14 protein-coding genes are annotated in these 15,070 nt (G+C 67.6%); 8 read left to right on the forward strand and 6 right to left on the reverse strand.

What is annotated here, in order from left to right:
- Window positions 1-74: 74 nt before the first annotated feature.
- Window positions 75-350, forward strand: coding sequence for a DUF3551 domain-containing protein (locus SR870_RS20060; protein WP_322515267.1), 276 nt, complete (start codon window positions 75-77; stop codon window positions 348-350).
- Between the two features lie 28 nt (window positions 351-378).
- Here the strand turns inward: SR870_RS20060 and SR870_RS20065 are convergent, their stop codons facing one another.
- The 5 genes from SR870_RS20065 to SR870_RS20085 all read right to left on the reverse strand — a co-directional run bounded on the left by SR870_RS20065 (window position 379) and on the right by SR870_RS20085 (window position 6,983).
- Window positions 379-606, reverse strand: coding sequence for a zinc ribbon domain-containing protein (locus SR870_RS20065; RefSeq protein WP_322515268.1), 228 nt, complete (start codon window positions 604-606; stop codon window positions 379-381).
- 363 nt (window positions 607-969) lie between these two features.
- Window positions 970-1,707 carry a DUF2786 domain-containing protein gene (locus SR870_RS20070; protein WP_322515269.1) on the reverse strand — a complete coding sequence of 246 codons (738 nt, stop codon included), beginning with the start codon at window positions 1,705-1,707 and terminating at the stop codon, window positions 970-972.
- 55 nt (window positions 1,708-1,762) lie between these two features.
- Window positions 1,763-3,619 (reverse strand): DNA helicase RecQ, encoded by a 1,857-nt coding sequence (recQ, locus tag SR870_RS20075; protein ID WP_322515270.1) that lies wholly within the window; start codon window positions 3,617-3,619, stop codon window positions 1,763-1,765.
- Window positions 3,620-4,107: 488 nt separating this feature from the next.
- Window positions 4,108-5,658, reverse strand: coding sequence for an AMP-binding protein (locus SR870_RS20080; RefSeq protein WP_322515271.1), 1,551 nt, complete (start codon window positions 5,656-5,658; stop codon window positions 4,108-4,110).
- A gap of 182 nt (window positions 5,659-5,840) precedes the next feature.
- Window positions 5,841-6,983 carry an iron-containing alcohol dehydrogenase gene (locus SR870_RS20085; protein WP_322515272.1) on the reverse strand — a complete coding sequence of 381 codons (1,143 nt, stop codon included), beginning with the start codon at window positions 6,981-6,983 and terminating at the stop codon, window positions 5,841-5,843.
- Window positions 6,984-7,198: 215 nt separating this feature from the next.
- On the opposite strand from SR870_RS20085, the gene SR870_RS20090 reads away from it, so the two are divergent.
- The 6 genes from SR870_RS20090 (at window position 7,199) to SR870_RS20115 (ending at window position 12,392) form a co-directional block, all read left to right on the forward strand.
- Window positions 7,199-8,074 (forward strand): S-methyl-5'-thioadenosine phosphorylase, encoded by an 876-nt coding sequence (locus SR870_RS20090; protein ID WP_322515273.1) that lies wholly within the window; start codon window positions 7,199-7,201, stop codon window positions 8,072-8,074.
- Between the two features lie 138 nt (window positions 8,075-8,212).
- Window positions 8,213-9,346: an S-methyl-5-thioribose-1-phosphate isomerase gene (gene mtnA / locus SR870_RS20095; protein WP_322515274.1), complete on the forward strand. Its 1,134-nt coding sequence runs from the start codon at window positions 8,213-8,215 to the stop codon at window positions 9,344-9,346.
- A gap of 277 nt (window positions 9,347-9,623) precedes the next feature.
- Window positions 9,624-9,932 carry a hypothetical protein gene (locus SR870_RS20100; protein WP_011443561.1) on the forward strand — a complete coding sequence of 103 codons (309 nt, stop codon included), beginning with the start codon at window positions 9,624-9,626 and terminating at the stop codon, window positions 9,930-9,932.
- A 110-nt stretch (window positions 9,933-10,042) separates the two neighbouring features.
- A complete protein-coding gene (locus SR870_RS20105; RefSeq protein ID WP_322518325.1) occupies window positions 10,043-10,366 on the forward strand; it encodes a PepSY domain-containing protein in 324 nt (107 codons plus the stop codon).
- Complete coding sequence (locus SR870_RS20110; RefSeq protein WP_322515275.1) at window positions 10,366-11,031, forward strand: response regulator transcription factor; 666 nt, start codon at window positions 10,366-10,368, stop codon at window positions 11,029-11,031. Before SR870_RS20105 ends, SR870_RS20110 begins: the two co-directional genes overlap by 1 nt.
- The gene (locus SR870_RS20115) at window positions 11,028-12,392 is read left to right on the forward strand and encodes a HAMP domain-containing sensor histidine kinase (protein ID WP_322515276.1); all 1,365 of its coding nucleotides are present in this window, start codon (window positions 11,028-11,030) and stop codon (window positions 12,390-12,392) included. The genes SR870_RS20110 and SR870_RS20115 overlap by 4 nt, the downstream gene beginning before the upstream one ends.
- 911 nt (window positions 12,393-13,303) lie before the next feature.
- Here the strand turns inward: SR870_RS20115 and SR870_RS20120 are convergent.
- Window positions 13,304-14,422, reverse strand: coding sequence for a vWA domain-containing protein (locus SR870_RS20120; protein ID WP_322515277.1), 1,119 nt, complete (start codon window positions 14,420-14,422; stop codon window positions 13,304-13,306).
- Window positions 14,423-14,575: 153 nt separating this feature from the next.
- On the opposite strand from SR870_RS20120, the gene SR870_RS20125 reads away from it, so the two are divergent.
- Window positions 14,576-15,055, forward strand: a complete 480-nt coding sequence (locus tag SR870_RS20125; RefSeq protein ID WP_322515278.1) for an MmcB family DNA repair protein — start codon at window positions 14,576-14,578, stop codon at window positions 15,053-15,055.
- The last annotated feature ends 15 nt before the right edge of the window (window positions 15,056-15,070 follow it).

Consider the following 15,070-nt stretch of genomic DNA (forward strand, 5'->3'; position numbering starts at 1 on the left):
ACGTTCGCTGCAACGCATTGTTGGCTTTGCATGTCGGCACGATGACATGGTCAACCACGAAAGGAGACAGCACGATGAGAACACTGGTTCTGGCGACGATGGCGCTCGGTGCGCTCGGCGCGACGCAACTGATGACCGCAAAGCCCGCGGCGGCGAGCGTCGAATATCCCTACTGCAAGCAGGGCGCGCAGCAGGGCTATCCCGGCAACTGCAATTTCGTCAGCTTCGAATCCTGCCGCTACTCGGCGCAGGGTACCGGCGGCAATTGCGTGGCGAACCCGCGCTACGGCGCCGGCGGATACGGCAACGCGTACGGCTATGCGCCGTCTTATGGTCATTCGGCCTATTGATTGAACGAAGCGGCGCTGCCGTCACGCGTCAGCCGCCGCGTTCCTTGCGGCTGAAATTCGACAGATGGCCCTCGCGCGCGGCCCGCGCGCGGGCGGCCTTGACGAGTGACTTGCTGTTGCCCGGCGCGGCCACGCGCGACACCAGCCGCTGCATCTTCCGGCTGTCGCAGTTTGGACAGCGCGGCTTGTCGGAAAATCCGACCAGCAATTCGCTGTCCTTGTCGCAATCCCCACAATGAAATCCGTAAAGCGGCATTGACGCATCTCCTGATAGGCGATCTGGCCATAAACTAAGCGTTTCCGCCGCGTCGGCCGTTCGGCTGAACTGATTGTCGGCGGCAATGCAGGAATTGAACCAGTCGCCGAATGCAGATTCCGGTGCGGATCGCAGCGTCATGGCGCCGCCGGGCGCCGCCATACTCCCTCGCGGCGCCCTTTTCGTCATCGCGGTGGCTCGACCTCCCGTGCCCCGGACGCAGTGCAACGCGCCGCGCTGCGGCGTGGTGCGCTGCAGAGCCGGGGCCCCGATGATCGGCGCAAAGCGGGGGCCCGGTTCTGCGGAGCAGCACGGCGTGCCGCGCCGCGCCCGGGACGCGGATGCTGAGTGGTCGATGGCCGGCTAGCGCTTCAGCGCGGCGGGCGGATCGGCGCCGATTCCGGGATTGATCGTGAGCTTCGCCCCGGCGCTGCCGCCGGCCTCATAGGCAGTCATCGACACCGTCCGGCCGGTGCCGCGCGACGCGCGCAGCTTGAGGTCGAGCTTGCAGAACTCCTCGTCGACCACCGCGGATTTCAGCACCACGAGGCCGCGGCCGGCGCCGTCATTGACCTTGTCGCGCGCAGCCTTCATCGCCATCAGCTTGTCGCCGATCGACACCACCATGCCGAAGCTGAAGGAGGCGTTGGCGAGATGACGGTCCTGGTGGCGGAACCGGCGATAATCCGCACTGGTCTTGTAGCGGCCGAGTTCGGCGCGCACCGCGGCGTCGATCAGCTCGGTCAGATAATGCGCGACCTCGATGTCGGATCGCAGCCCGAAATACACGTAGCGGTTCTCGCCGGCGGGATTCTTCTCGCGCCAGACCCGGCAATCGCAAAAATGCGCGATCGCGCCGACGCAATCGTCGAGCGGAATCCGCTTCTTACGAAACGTCTCGAAGCTGATCTGCTCGCACGGGGTCTCGCGGATCTCGACGTCGCTCAGCGACAGATCGTGCCGATCGAGCAGCTCGGCGACCTTGGCGGCCGCCGACAGGGCCTCCTCCTCGGTACAGCCATTGGCGATGGTCTTGCCGCGCAACGCCTGGATCCGGGTCTTGAGCTTGTCGAGCGCGGCAAGATGGGATGGGCTGGACACCGATACCCTTTCTCTAAAATCCGTGATCGTGGCGAGCGCCCACGCGGCAGCCGGTTCAGCCGCCTGAAGCATTTATCAGGGCGAGCAATTCCTGGCCATAATGCTCCAGCTTCTTGTCGCCGATGCCCGGGATGCCGCGCAGTTCGTCGAGCGAGCGCGGCCGGGCGGCGGCGATGCCGTCCATGGTGGCGTCGTGCAGCACCACATAGGCCGGCACGCCGCGGCTCTTCGCGACCTCGGAGCGCCACGCCTTCAGCGCCGCGAACAGCTCCGGATCGCCGCTGGTTTCGCGCGGCGCGCCGCCGACCAGATCACCGCGGCGGGATTTCGCCCGCGGCGGCCGGCCGCCGGTCTGCTCGCGCAGCATCACCTGCGCCTCGCCCTTCAGCACCGCGCGCGAACTCTCGGTGAACTTCAGCGCGCCGAACGCTTCGCTGTCCGGCGCGAGGTGCCCGAGCGACACCAATTGCCGGATCATCGCCCGCCATTGCTTCTCGTTGAACTCGCCGCCGATGCCGAACACCGACAGCTTGTCGTGGCCGAACTGGGAGACGCGCTCGGTCAGCCGGCCGAGCAGCACGTCGATCAGATGCTGCGCGCCGAACCGCTGCCCGGTGCGATAGGCGCAGGACAGCAGCTTCTGCGCCGCCACCGTGCCGTCGATCACTTTCGGCGGCGACAGGCAATTATCGCAATTGCCGCAATGGGGCTGGTCCGGCGTTTCGCCGAAATAGCCGAGCAGCCGGGTGCGGCGGCAGCTTGTCGATTCGCATAGCCCCACCAGCGCGTCGAGCTTGCCCATCGACACCCGCTTGAACGCATCCGAGCCGGTCGACTCGTCGATCATCCGGCGCTGCTGCACGATGTCGCTGAGGCCATAGGCCATCCACGCGTCCGACGGCTTGCCGTCGCGGCCGGCGCGGCCGGTCTCCTGATAATAGGCCTCGATGCTTTTCGGCAGATCGAGATGCGCGACGAAGCGGACGTCCGGCTTGTCGATGCCCATGCCGAACGCGATGGTGGCGACGATCACCACGGCGTCCTCGTTGATGAAACGGTCCTGGTTGCGCGCCCGGATCTCGGCAGGCAATCCGGCGTGATAGGGCAGCGCATCGATGCCGGCCTTGCACAGCGTGTCGGCCACGTCCTCGACCTTGGCGCGCGACAGGCAATACACCACGCCGGAATGGCCCGTATGCTTGTCGGCGATGAACGCCTTGAGCTGCGCCGGCGCGTTCTGCTTGTCGACGATGGCGTAGCGGATATTGGGCCGGTCGAAGCTCGACACGAAGCAGGGCGCGTCGGTGAGGCCGAGCCGCTCGCTGATCTCGCGGCGGGTCAAGGCATCGGCGGTGGCGGTCAGGGCAATCCGCGGCACGTTGGGGAATTTCTCGGCGATCGCCGACAGGCCGACATATTCCGGCCGGAAGTCGTGGCCCCATTGCGACACGCAATGCGCCTCGTCGATCGCGAACAGCGCGATCCTTGCGCGCGCCAGCATCGAAAGACAGCGCGGCGTCAGCAGGCGTTCGGGTGCGACGTATAAGAGGTCGAGCTCGCCGGCCAGCAATTGCCGCTCGATCGCGTCGGCCTCGGCGTAGGACAGCGACGAATTCAGCGCCGCGGCGCGCACGCCGGCCTCCAGCAGCCCGGCGACCTGGTCGCGCATCAGCGCGATCAGCGGCGACACCACGATGCCGCAGCCGTCTCTCAACAGGGCGGGCAACTGGTAGCACAGCGACTTGCCGCCCCCGGTCGGCATCAGCACCAGACAATCGCCGCCATCGGCGACATGGCGGATGATCGCCTCCTGATGCCCGCGAAAGCCGGGCAGGCCGAACACGTGATTCAGCGTCGACAGCATCCGTGCGTCGAGATCGTCGTCAGTTTCGCGGGGCGCGGAACGGGTCATGCGAGCGGGCGGGGGAGAGGAGCCATGCGGCTCCTATAGCCCAACCGCGGCGATTCTGCGCTGCGATGTTGGTCCGCCCCACACACGTCATTCCGGGGCGCGCCGAAGGCGCGAACCCGGAATCCCGAGTTGCAGGGCACGTCCAGAGGATGAACAGCGCGAGATTCCGGGTTCGCTCGCTGCGCGAGCGCCCCGGAATGACGACCGAAAGGGAGGCGGACAGAAAGGGAGGGGGAGAGCGGATCGATGCACGGCGCGCCAACCCTCTCCCGCTTGCGGGAGAGGGTTGGGGTGAGGGCGACCCGAGCACTGAGTAACCTCTCCCGCGTGCGGGGGAGGTCGGATCGCGCAGCGATCCGGGTGGGGGAAAGCCGTTCCGAACAACGCAGAGTCAGTGCCTCGCGTCGCCCCCACCCCAGCCCTCTCCCGCGAAGAGCGGGAGAGGGGGCGCGCCATGCCGGGTGGTCAGCCTCACGCGAACATCGAGCTCACACGATCCGCGTCTCCTTGTTGCCCCAATACCGATCCCGCAGCAGCCGCTTGTAGAGCTTGCCGGTCGGCAGCCGCGGCAGTTCCTCCAGAAAATCGATCGAGCGCGGCACCTTCTGCCGCGACAGCGATTGCCCGCAGAACGCGATCAGTTCCTGCGCCAGATCGATGTCCGGGTCGACGCCCGGCATCGGCTGGATCACCGCCTTGACCTCCTCGCCGAGGTCTTCGTTCGGCACCCCGAACACCGCGGCATCGGCGACCTTGGGGTGGGTGATCAGCAGATTCTCGCATTCCTGCGGATAGATGTTCACGCCGCCGGAGATGATCATGAAGGTGGCGCGGTCGGTGAGGTGGAGAAAGCCGTCGTCGTCGACATAGCCGACGTCGCCGACCGTGCTCATGCTGCCGTCGGCCGAGCGCGCCTCATTGGTCTTGGCCGGATCGTTGAAATATTCGAACGGCGTCGCGGTCTTGAACCAGATCTGCCCCGGCGTGCCCTTGGGGCAGGGCTGCATCCGGTCGTCGAGAATGTGCAGATCGCCGAACATCACCTTGCCGACGGTGCCGCGATGCGCCAGCCATTCCTCGCTGTTGCAGGCGGTGAAGCCGAGCCCTTCGGTGGCGCCGTAATATTCGTGGATGATCGGCCCCCACCATTTGATCATCTGTTCCTTGACCTGCGGCGGACAGGGCGCGGCGGCGTGGATCGCGACTTCCAGCGTCGACAGGTCGTATTTGTTGCGCACGTCCTCGGGCAGCTTCAGCATCCGCGAGAACATCGTGGGCACCAACTGGCTGTGCGTGACCTTGTACTTCTCGATCAGCGCCAGATAGTTCTCCGGATCGAAATGCTCCATCAGGATCACAGTGCCGCCGTCGCGGATGGTGAGCCCCACCGCGGCCTGCGGCGCGGAGTGATACAGCGGCGCCGGCGACAGATAGATCATGTCGTTGCGATATTTCCACAGCATGTTGAGGAAGTGGAACAGCGGCAGCGGCTGCGACGGCGGCTGCTCCGGCAGCGGCCGCAGGATGCCCTTCGGCCGCCCGGTGGTGCCGGACGAATACAGCATCGCGGTGCCGAGGCTCTCGTCGTCGACCGGGGTGTCGGGCAGGCCTTCGGTCGCCGCGGCGAGGCCGACGATGCGCTCGCTTTCGCCGTCGCCATCGGCCACCACGCACAGCGTCACGTTGGGGCAGTCCTTCAGCGCCTCGCGGGCGATGTCGAGTTTGGCCTTCGAGGTGATCAGCGCCCTGGAGTCGCTGTTGGTCAGGATGTAGACCAGCTCGGCCGCGGTGAGATACGAGTTGACGCAGGTGTAGTACGAGCCGGTGCGCTCGCCGGCGCCGCAGGCCTCCAGATAGCGGTCGTTGTTCTCCATGAAGATCGAGAAATGATCGAGCCGCTTCAGCCCGTGCTTGCGCAGCAGATGCGCGAGACGATTACTGCGGGCCTCGAGCTCGGCATAGCTCACGGCCGCGCCGGTCGAGGCCATGATGAAAGCGGGGCGGTCGGGATGGGTCTTGGCGAACTGTCCGGTGTACATCGTGTCCCTCGTGCTGATGCGTGCCTGAGTTGCTGATTGTCGAAGTCGATCCGTCCTCCACCGTCATTGCGAGCCGAAGGCGAAGCAATCCAGGAGCGCCGTGCACCTGTCTGGATTGCTTCGCTGCGCTCGCAATGACGGAGTCATCGTTGTTCGTCCCGAGGGGAGCATGCGCGCGTCGCTTAAGCGGCGAGCTCCAGAATCTCGCGCACCTGCGCGGGACCGTCGATCTTGCGGGGATTGCGCGGCACCCAGGGCGTGCCCATCGCCTGATTGGCGATGCGCTCGAAATGTTCGGGGCCGACATTCACCTCGCGCAGGCTGCGCGGCATCCCGAGCACGCGGATCAGCGCGTCGAGCACGTCGCCGGCGTCCTGGCCGGGATGGCCCATCGCGGCGGCGACCAGCGCCTGCCGGTCGCGGTTGGCGGTCTTGTTCCAGCGCATCACCGCCGGCAGCATGATGCAGGAGGTGTGGCCGTGCGGCACGTCGAACACCGCGCCCAGCACGTAGCCGATGCCGTGACTGGCGCCCATTGGAACTCCTGACGACAGCGCGCCCATCGACAGCCAGGTGCCGATCTGGCAGTCGAGCCGGGCGTCGAGATCGGTCGGATCGGCCTTCACCCGCGGCAGCGATTGCGCCAGCATCGATAGCCCCTTCAGCGCCTGCGCGTCGCCGTAAGGATGCGCCTCGCGCGAACAGATCGCCTCGACGCAGTGATCCACCGCGCGGATCCCGGTCGACAGGAACAGCCATTCGGGCGTGTGCAGCGTGATCGCCGGATCGAGGATCGCGGCGCGCGGCATCACCAGCGGATGCGCGAACTTCTCCTTGACCCGCGTCGCCTCGTTGGTGACGCCCGCCATGGCGCTGAACTCGCCGCCGGAGATCGTGGTCGGCACGCTGATCTGCCGAACGGTCGGCGCGATCGGCGCGGGCCGGTTGGCGACGTGGTCCATGTCGGCGACCGTTGTGATGTCGTTGGCGAGGCAGATCTGCACCGCCTTGGCGCCGTCGGTGATCGAGCCGCCGCCGACCGTGACGATCAGGTCGGCGTCGATGGCGCGCGCCTGATCGGTCGCGGCGATCACCGCCGAACGCGGCGAATGCGCCGGCATCGCGTCGAACACCCCGGCGCAGCGCCCGCCGAGCGCGTCGCGGATCTTGCCGATCTCGTCGGTGGTTCTGTTGAGGGTGCCGGAGACCATCAGCAGCGCGCGCTGCGCGCCGATCCGGTCGATCTGGGCGGCGATCGCCGCCGCCGCCGGCTGCCCGTAGACGACTTCCTCCATGGCGCCGAACACGACGCGTCCCGTTTGCACGTTTTTCACTCCCGTCCTGGCCGCTTTTGCGAGGCCTTGGCGCCGATCCTAGCAGCCAAGCAGCGATCCGGAACAAGAAAAATCGTCGCGCGTCCGGTAGCTTGCTGACGCAAGTCGTCGGTAACATGAGACGTTTGGCGGATACGCCGGATATGGGGGTTGTCGATCACCCGCGCCCATGTTGAATGCGCCCGGAACGTGGTGGGAGACAGGGCATGACCAGGGCGGTACTCGGCATCATCGGCGGATCCGGCATCTATGATTTGCCGGGGCTGGAGGACGTCCGCGAGGAGGCGATCGCGAGCCCGTGGGGCGAGCCGTCCTCGGCGGTGCGGCGCGGCAACATCGCCGGCCTGCCGATCGTGTTCATGCCGCGCCACGACAAGGGCCACCGGCTGTCGCCCTCCGACATCAACTACCGCGCCAATATCGACGTGCTGAAGCGCGCCGGGGTCACCGATCTGATCTCGCTGTCGGCCTGCGGCTCGTTCAAGGAAGAGCTGCCGCCCGGCACTTTCGTGCTGGTCGATCAGTTCGTCGACCGCACCTACAAGCGCGAGAGCTCGTTCTTCGGACGCGGCTGCGTCGCCCACGTCTCGATGGCGCATCCGGTGAGCCCGCGGCTGCGCATCCATCTCGCCGCCGCGGCCGAGGCCGAAGGCATCGCGATGGCGCGCGGCGGCACTTACCTCTGCATGGAAGGCCCGCAATTCTCCAGCTACGCCGAGAGCGTCACCTACAAGCAGCTCGGCTATTCGGTGATCGGCATGACCAACATGCCGGAGGCCAAGCTCGCCCGCGAGGCCGAGATCTGCTACGCCACCGTGGCGATGGTGACCGATTTCGACTGCTGGCACCCCGACCACGACGCCGTCACGGTGCAGGACATCATCCGGGTGCTGACCACCAATGCCGAAAAGGCCAAGAGCCTGGTGGCGCGGCTCGCCCAGGATTTCCCGCGCGAGCACGAATTGTGCCCGATCGGCTCCGACCGCGCGCTGGACACCGCGCTGATCACCCAGCCGGATGCGCGCGATCCGGAACTGCTGAAGAAACTCGATGCAGTGGCGGGGCGGATTTTGAAGGGTTAGCTTACTACCACCGCCGTCATTGCCGGGCTCGACCCGGCAATCCATCTTCTTAAGAGATGGATGCCCGGGTCAAGCCCGGGCATGACGAGTTGAGGAGCTGCGGACTCATCGTTGGGCGCGTTGTTCTGAGGTTGCACCATGAAAGTCGACGGCATTCATACCCGCTCCATCTGGCTCGAGCCCGACGGCTGGACCGTCGCGGCGATCGATCAGCGGCGGTTGCCGCATGAATATGTCGTGGCTCGGCTGACCAATTGCGACCGCGCGGCGGATGCGATCCGCTCGATGCTGGTGCGCGGCGCGCCGCTGATCGGGGCGACGGCGGCCTATGGCGTGGCACTGGCGATGCGCGAGGACGCCTCCGACGCGGCGCTCGATCTCGCCTACAACAAGCTGATCGCGACGCGGCCGACCGCGATCAATCTGAAATGGGCGCTCGACGAGATGCGCCGCGCGCTCGCGCCTGTGAAGCCGGCCGACCGCGTCGCCGCCGCTTACCAGCGCGCCGCCGAGATCGCCGACGAGGACGTCGCCATCAATCAGGCGATCGGCGCCAACGGGTTGAAACTGATCGAAGCCATCGCGGTGACCAAGCAGCCCGGCGAGCGCGTCAACGTGCTGACGCATTGCAACGCCGGCTGGCTCGCCACCGTCGACTGGGGCACCGCGACGGCGCCGATCTATCAGGCGTTCGACAAGGGCATCGCGATCCACGTCTACGCCGACGAGACCCGGCCGCGCAATCAGGGCGCCTCGCTGACAGCCTGGGAGCTCGGCCATCACGGCGTCGATCACACCGTGATCCCGGACAATACCGGCGGCCATCTGATGCAGCACGGCATGGTCGATCTCTGCATCGTCGGCACCGATCGCGTCACCGCCGACGGCGACGTCTGCAACAAGATCGGCACTTACCTCAAGGCGCTCGCCGCGCGCGACAACGACGTGCCGTTCTACGTGGCATTACCGTCGCCGACGATCGACTTCTCCATCCATGACGGCGTGCGCGAGATCCCGATCGAGCAGCGCGACGCCGCCGAGGTCACCGACATGACCGGCCGCACCCATGACGGCCGGATCGAGACGGTGCGGATCGTGCCGCAGAGTTCGAAGGTCGCCAATTACGGCTTCGACGTCACGCCGTCGCGCCTCGTCACCGGCCTGATCACCGAGCGCGGCGTGCTGAAGCCCGACCGGGCGTCGCTGGCGGTGGCGTTCCCGGAGCGGGTGGCGCGCGAGCAGGAACGGGCAGACCAACTCGCAGCGTCGTGACGACTTCCGGAACACCAACGCTCCCGTCATGGCCGGGCTCGTCCCGGCCATCCACGCCCTGCCACACTCGAGGCCCGAAGACGTGGATGCCCGGCACAAGGCCGGGCATGACGAGTGTGGTCGATACCGTCACCACACGGCGATCGGCGGAGGGCATGAAAAATACCGCCCACCGCCCGCGCGGCTGAAGGTCACGCGGGAAACCGCTCGCGCCCGTCGCCGTTGCCGCTATGCTCGGGGCGTTGCGCCGGGTCTGATCCGGCGAAGGACGTTGCACATGACCGACCAACCCAAACAGCCGGAGCAGCCGCGCTTCGAGCCCGAGATCATCCCGCCCGGCGAGTCGCACGACCCGCGCGGCACGCGGGTGTTCATCGACCAGACCACCACCGAGCAGATCTATGTCGGCAAGATCGGCCCGTTCGGCCTGTTCATGCTGGCGCTCGGGATCGGCGCGGTGATCGCCGTGGTGCTGGTGCTGCTGCTCGGCGCGTTCCTGCTGTGGATCCCGATCGTCGGCCTGTTGATCGCCGCCGGCCTGGTCGCCGGCGTGCTGCGGCCGCTGTTCGCCGGCAAGGGCCGTTAGCCACCTCGCCTTGATGGCGCGCCCGGCTTTGATCGATGTCAGCGAGCCGTCAGCCGACCGGGCCGATGCTGCCGCCCGATCGACATTTTCCGAAGGATAGCGACGTGGCGATGGTGCGGGTTCGTCCGCTGGTGGCCGGGCTGATGCTGGCGGCGATGGCCGGCGGCGCGCTGGCGCACGACCACGGCCACGATCGCGGCCGCCACGACCACGACGAGGCTCGGCTCGCGGTGCAGCGCGGCGAAATCCGCCCGCTCGCCGAATTGCTGACCATGGTTCGCGACAAACTCCCCGGCGAAATCACCGGCGTCGAAATCGAGCGCCGGCACGGCCAATGGCTGTACGAATTCATCGTGGTCGACAAGAATGGGCGGCTGTTCGAGGTCTATGTCGACCCGCAGAGCGCCGAGATTCGGAAGACCAGGGAAAAATAATGCGGGTGCTGGTGGCGGAGGACGATCGCCGGATCGCGGCGGATCTCGCGCGCGGGCTCACCGAGGCCGGCTACATCGCCGAATGCGTCGCCGACGGCGAGGAGGCGTGGTTCCGCGGCGACACCGAGGATTACGCCGCGATCATCCTCGACCTCGGCCTGCCGCGGCTCGACGGGCTGACCATCCTCAAGCGCTGGCGCGACGGCGGCCGCCTCACCCCGGTGCTGATCCTGACCGCGCGCGGAAGCTGGGCCGAGCGCGTCGACGGCATCGACGCCGGCGCCGACGATTATCTGCCGAAGCCGTTCCAGATGGAGGAGCTGCTGGCGCGGCTGCGTTCGATCGTGCGCCGCTCCGCCGGTCACGCGTCCTCGGTAGTCTGCATCGGCGACCTCACCCTCGACGAGCGCCAGATGCAGGTCAGCCTGCGCGGCCAGCCGGTGGCGCTGTCGCCGCTGGAATATCGGCTGGCGTCGTATCTGGTGCTGCATCGCGGCCGGGTGGTGTCGCAATTCGAGCTCAACGAAAACATCTACGGCCAGGACGACGCGCATGATTCCAACGCCATCGAGGTGCTGGTCGGCCGTGTCCGCAAGAAGCTCGGCCCCGAGCTGATCGAGACCAGGCGCGGCTTCGGCTACATCGTGCCCGGGGACGGCACGTGACGCGGCATTCGCTGCGGCTGCGGCTGATCGCCGGCGGCGCCGCGGCGATCCTGATCGCGCTCAGCGTCGCCGGAATCGCGCTGACCATCCTGTTCGAGCGCCACGTCACCCGCACCATCGCCGACGATCTCGACGTCTCGCTGAAACAACTGATCGCCGCCGTCGAGGCCGGGCCGGATGGCCGGCTGGTGCTGGCGCGGCCGCCGACCGATCCGCGCTTCTCCGAGCCCTTGTCGGGCCTGTACTGGCAGGTCGGCGACGACCACGACCGGCTGCTGCGCTCGCGCTCGCTGTGGGACGACCGGTTGACGGTGCCGATCGATCAGCCCGGCCCGGGCGAGATCCATCATCACGACATCGCCGGCCCGGCCGGCGCCCGGCTGTCGATCGTCGAGCGCCAGGTGATTCTCACCATCGCCGGCAAGCCGGTGCCGATCCGCGCCGCGGTCGCGGTCGATCTGGCGCGGGTCAGCGCCGCCGGCCGGGCCTTCGCGCGCGATCTGATGATCGCGCTCGGAATTCTCGGCGCGGTGCTGGCACTCGCCACGTCGGTACAGGTGGTGCTCGGGCTGCGGCCGCTCGGCGCGCTGCGCGACGGCATCGCCGAGATCCGTTCCGGTCGGCGGCATCGGCTGCCCGATGCGGTGCCCGACGAGGTGCGGCCGCTGGTCGAGGAGGTCAACGCGCTGCTCGACGCGCAGGCGCGCGAGATCGAGCGCTCGCGCGACCGCGCCGCCGATCTCGCCCATGGGCTGAAGACGCCGCTCGCGGCGCTCGCCGCCGACGCCGCGCGGCTGCGCGACCGCGGCGAGGACAAGCTCGCCCGCGATATCGAGGCGGTCGGCAGCGCGATGAGTCGCCATGTCGATCGCGAACTGGCGCGCGCCCGGCTGCGCGGCGACGCCCGCCGCGGCGAGAGCATCACCGTCGACCTCGCGCCGCTGGTGCGCTCATTGGTGACGATCCAGTCGCGCACCCCGGCCGGCCGGCGGATCGCGTTCGACGCGCAGATCGCCGACTACGTCTCGGTGCCACTCGACCGCGCCGATCTCGCCGAGGTGCTCGGCAATCTGCTCGACAATGCCGTCCGCCATGCCCGCAGCCGCGTCCGTATCGGCACCGCTTGCGACGCCGGCGGCTTCCGCATCGAGATCGAGGACGACGGCGACGGCATCGACGAGGCCGCCCAGGCCGCGGCGCTCGGGCGCGGCATCCGCCTCGACCAGCGCGGCGAAGGCGCCGGCCTCGGCCTCGCCATCGTGCAGGACGTGCTCGAAGCCTATGGCTGGACCCTGCATCTGTCGCGCTCCGACCTCGGCGGCCTGAAAACGAGCTGCTGTGCGGCGGTCGCCGCCGCCTAGAGTCGGCTGGCGCGGACTCGGTCCTTATGTCGTGAGGAGCACCGCGCAGCGCTGCGAAGCCGGGGGTCTCGAACCATGAGGCGGATCCGGCGAGCGGTCTGGAGGCAAGGGGACGGAGCAGCGTCCACTCCCCGTCATCGCCCGCGCAGGCGGGCGACCCAGTATGCCAGAGCCTCTGTGGGGCCGCTGTGCATTCGCCGCGCGCGCCCTGCGATACTGGATCACCCGCCTGCGCGGGTGATGACGTTCCTGCCGGCGGCACCTCTTGACAACATTCCTATTGTGATTATAGTCCGCGTCGTCCTGTCCGTGAGGGGCGCTTCGCGAGGCGTCGTACAAGCGGGACAGATCGGCGGGCCGGGCAACCGGTCGGCACGATGGTTCGATGAAGCCGGCGCTGTGCCGGTGGAATCGGATGGACGCGGCGTCCTGCGCGTCGTGCCTCGCAAGCACACGTCCGGGAGGCTTCGGGTACCCGTCCGGGCCTACTACGAGGCTCTGCGACTTGTTAGTTCGCTGCACGGGGGCAGGCGAAGGCGGCGTAATCCGCCGGACCGTGGGGTTTCATTACCCTTGCCTGTCAACGGAAGCACGGGCCCGAAGACAGAAAGCGCCGCAGGTGGGCGCGCCGACGAGGCGTCGCGCGATGACTTCGAAAGAAGCCATCGCGAACTCACCACCTTCGCGCCCCGCGGCGCGCCCCCACCCCTCGCTGCGAAGCGACGGGTGTAGAACTCGGGCTCAGCGAGCCGCGAGAAGGATTCGGTGTGGCTGTTTGATAAGTGAAGATGCCAGCGCGAGCAGGCTCTCAGGATGTCGGCGCTGAGATCGACGCAGCGCTCGCCTCGCTTTCTCCGCGTGACCGCCCGCTGGCGCGGGCGATCATTGCAGTGCCGGAAAGCGAGCGTCCGTCACCGCTTCAATTGCGTCTTCAGCGTCGCCTCGACCTCGCGGTCGAACGACGAGGCCTGCTTCGGCTGCTTGTCGCGATGCGTCGCCAGATAGGCGTCGCGCTGTTTCACCAGCGCGGCGAGTTTTTCGTTCAGCGCTTTGCGCGCGGTCATTTCGGCTTCGACTTTGGCGGCGCGCTGCTCGGCCGGCAATGCGCGCAGGCTGTCGGGCAGGTCCTCGTCCTTGACGGCGTCGAGCTTCTGCCGCCCGGCGATCACGTCGCTGACCAGATCGCCGCCGCCGGTGACGGCCTCGGACGAGGTGCGCGCCCGCTTGTTGATGTAGCTCGCCATGTCGGACGCCGAGGCCGGCGCGGCGGCGGCGACCTTCGACAGTTGACGCGTCTGTTCCTCGGTCCGCTTCTGCTGCGGCGCCGGGCCGTAGGGAATCACGGTGCCGTTGATCCGGTTCTGCAGAATGATGATGTCCTGATCGTAGGGCGTCTCGATGATGACGACCTGGCCGCCATCCTGCGGCACCGCGATGTAGCGGCCGCCGCCGCTTTCGGCGATCTCGTGCCACACCCGCCGGGTGTCGCGCGCGATGCCGACCTGTACGGCGTTGACGATGATGTCCTTCTGCCGCGCCACCGCCAGCGTGGTCGGGTATTTGGTGTCCTGGGCGTAGTCCATATGCGGCGGCGCGTCGCCGACCAGGAACACGATGCGGCTCGTGTCGCCGTCCTTTGTCCAATGCAGCTTGTTGACCGCGACGTCGAGCGCTTCGTTGACGCTCTCCGGCCAGTCGCCGCCGCCGCGCGCCTGCAGTTCCAGCAGCCGCGCATACAGATCCTGGATATCCGAGGTCAGCTCGACGCGGCGGGTGACGTAGTCGTCGCCGATGTCGCGATACATCACCAGCCCCATCCGGATGTCGGCGTCGGGATTGCTGTCGAGAATCGCGGTGGCGATCGACCAGATCTTGCGCTTGGCGCCCTCGATCAGGCCGCTCATCGACCCGGTGGTGTCGAGCACGAAGGCGACCTCGACGGTCGGCCGCGCGCTTGCTGCGGACGGCAGCGCCAGCGGCGCGAGCAGCGCGGCGAAGGCCAGCGCTTTCAGGATCATAGTGCGTGTCATCCGATCGTCTCCAACTGCCCCCGCAGCGCCCGCGTTTCACCGCATCGCCGCACGCTCCGCGATCGCGGCGCTTCGGCGATGTTTCTGCGGCCGAAATCGGCAACGCAGGCCCGGCTTGGGGACTCGCGCCGAAATCGGCTAGACTTGGTCGCGATGGAATCGAATGCCGTTCAGATGATTTTGCCGCCGGATCTGCGGCAGTCGGAAACCGCGCTCAAGATCGCGCGCGGCACCAGCCGGCTGCTGCGGTCGCTGGGCTTCGCCTGCGTCAGCGAATTGCCGCTGCCGTCGGGGCGGCGCGCCGATCTGGTGGCGCTGAACGAGCGCGGCGAGATCTGGATCGTCGAGATCAAATCCTCGCTGGCCGACCTGCGCGCCGACCAGAAATGGCCGGACTATCGGGCGCATTGCGACCGGCTGTTCTTCGCCTTCACCCAGGATCTGCCGTGCGAGATCTTTCCCGGCGACACCGGGCTGATCGTCGCCGACGGCTACGGCGCGCATATGCAGTGCGAGGCGCCGGAACACAAACTGGCGGCGCCGACCCGCAAGCTGATGATGCTGCGCTTCGCGCTGGCCGCCGCACAGCGGCTCAACCGGCTCAGCGACCCGCAGGGATTCGTCGAATCCTGACGAACCGGACCGAGA

This window comes from Rhodopseudomonas palustris, assembly GCF_034479375.1.
Taxonomy (GTDB): domain Bacteria; phylum Pseudomonadota; class Alphaproteobacteria; order Rhizobiales; family Xanthobacteraceae; genus Rhodopseudomonas; species Rhodopseudomonas palustris_M.

Excerpts from the sequence above, each read along its gene's own strand:
- mtnA (WP_322515274.1), top strand. The coding sequence starts at position 8,213 with ATGAAAGTCGACGGCATTCATACCCGCTCCATCTGGCTCGAGCCCGAC.
- recQ (WP_322515270.1), bottom strand. The coding sequence starts at position 3,619 with ATGACCCGTTCCGCGCCCCGCGAAACTGACGACGATCTCGACGCACGG.
- SR870_RS20110 (WP_322515275.1), top strand. The coding sequence starts at position 10,366 with ATGCGGGTGCTGGTGGCGGAGGACGATCGCCGGATCGCGGCGGATCTC.
- SR870_RS20100 (WP_011443561.1), top strand. The coding sequence starts at position 9,624 with ATGACCGACCAACCCAAACAGCCGGAGCAGCCGCGCTTCGAGCCCGAG.
- SR870_RS20105 (WP_322518325.1), top strand. The coding sequence starts at position 10,043 with ATGGTGCGGGTTCGTCCGCTGGTGGCCGGGCTGATGCTGGCGGCGATG.
- SR870_RS20080 (WP_322515271.1), bottom strand. The coding sequence starts at position 5,658 with ATGTACACCGGACAGTTCGCCAAGACCCATCCCGACCGCCCCGCTTTC.
- SR870_RS20065 (WP_322515268.1), bottom strand. The coding sequence starts at position 606 with ATGCCGCTTTACGGATTTCATTGTGGGGATTGCGACAAGGACAGCGAA.
- SR870_RS20120 (WP_322515277.1), bottom strand. The coding sequence starts at position 14,422 with ATGACACGCACTATGATCCTGAAAGCGCTGGCCTTCGCCGCGCTGCTC.
- SR870_RS20125 (WP_322515278.1), top strand. The coding sequence starts at position 14,576 with ATGGAATCGAATGCCGTTCAGATGATTTTGCCGCCGGATCTGCGGCAG.
- SR870_RS20090 (WP_322515273.1), top strand. The coding sequence starts at position 7,199 with ATGACCAGGGCGGTACTCGGCATCATCGGCGGATCCGGCATCTATGAT.
- SR870_RS20060 (WP_322515267.1), top strand. The coding sequence starts at position 75 with ATGAGAACACTGGTTCTGGCGACGATGGCGCTCGGTGCGCTCGGCGCG.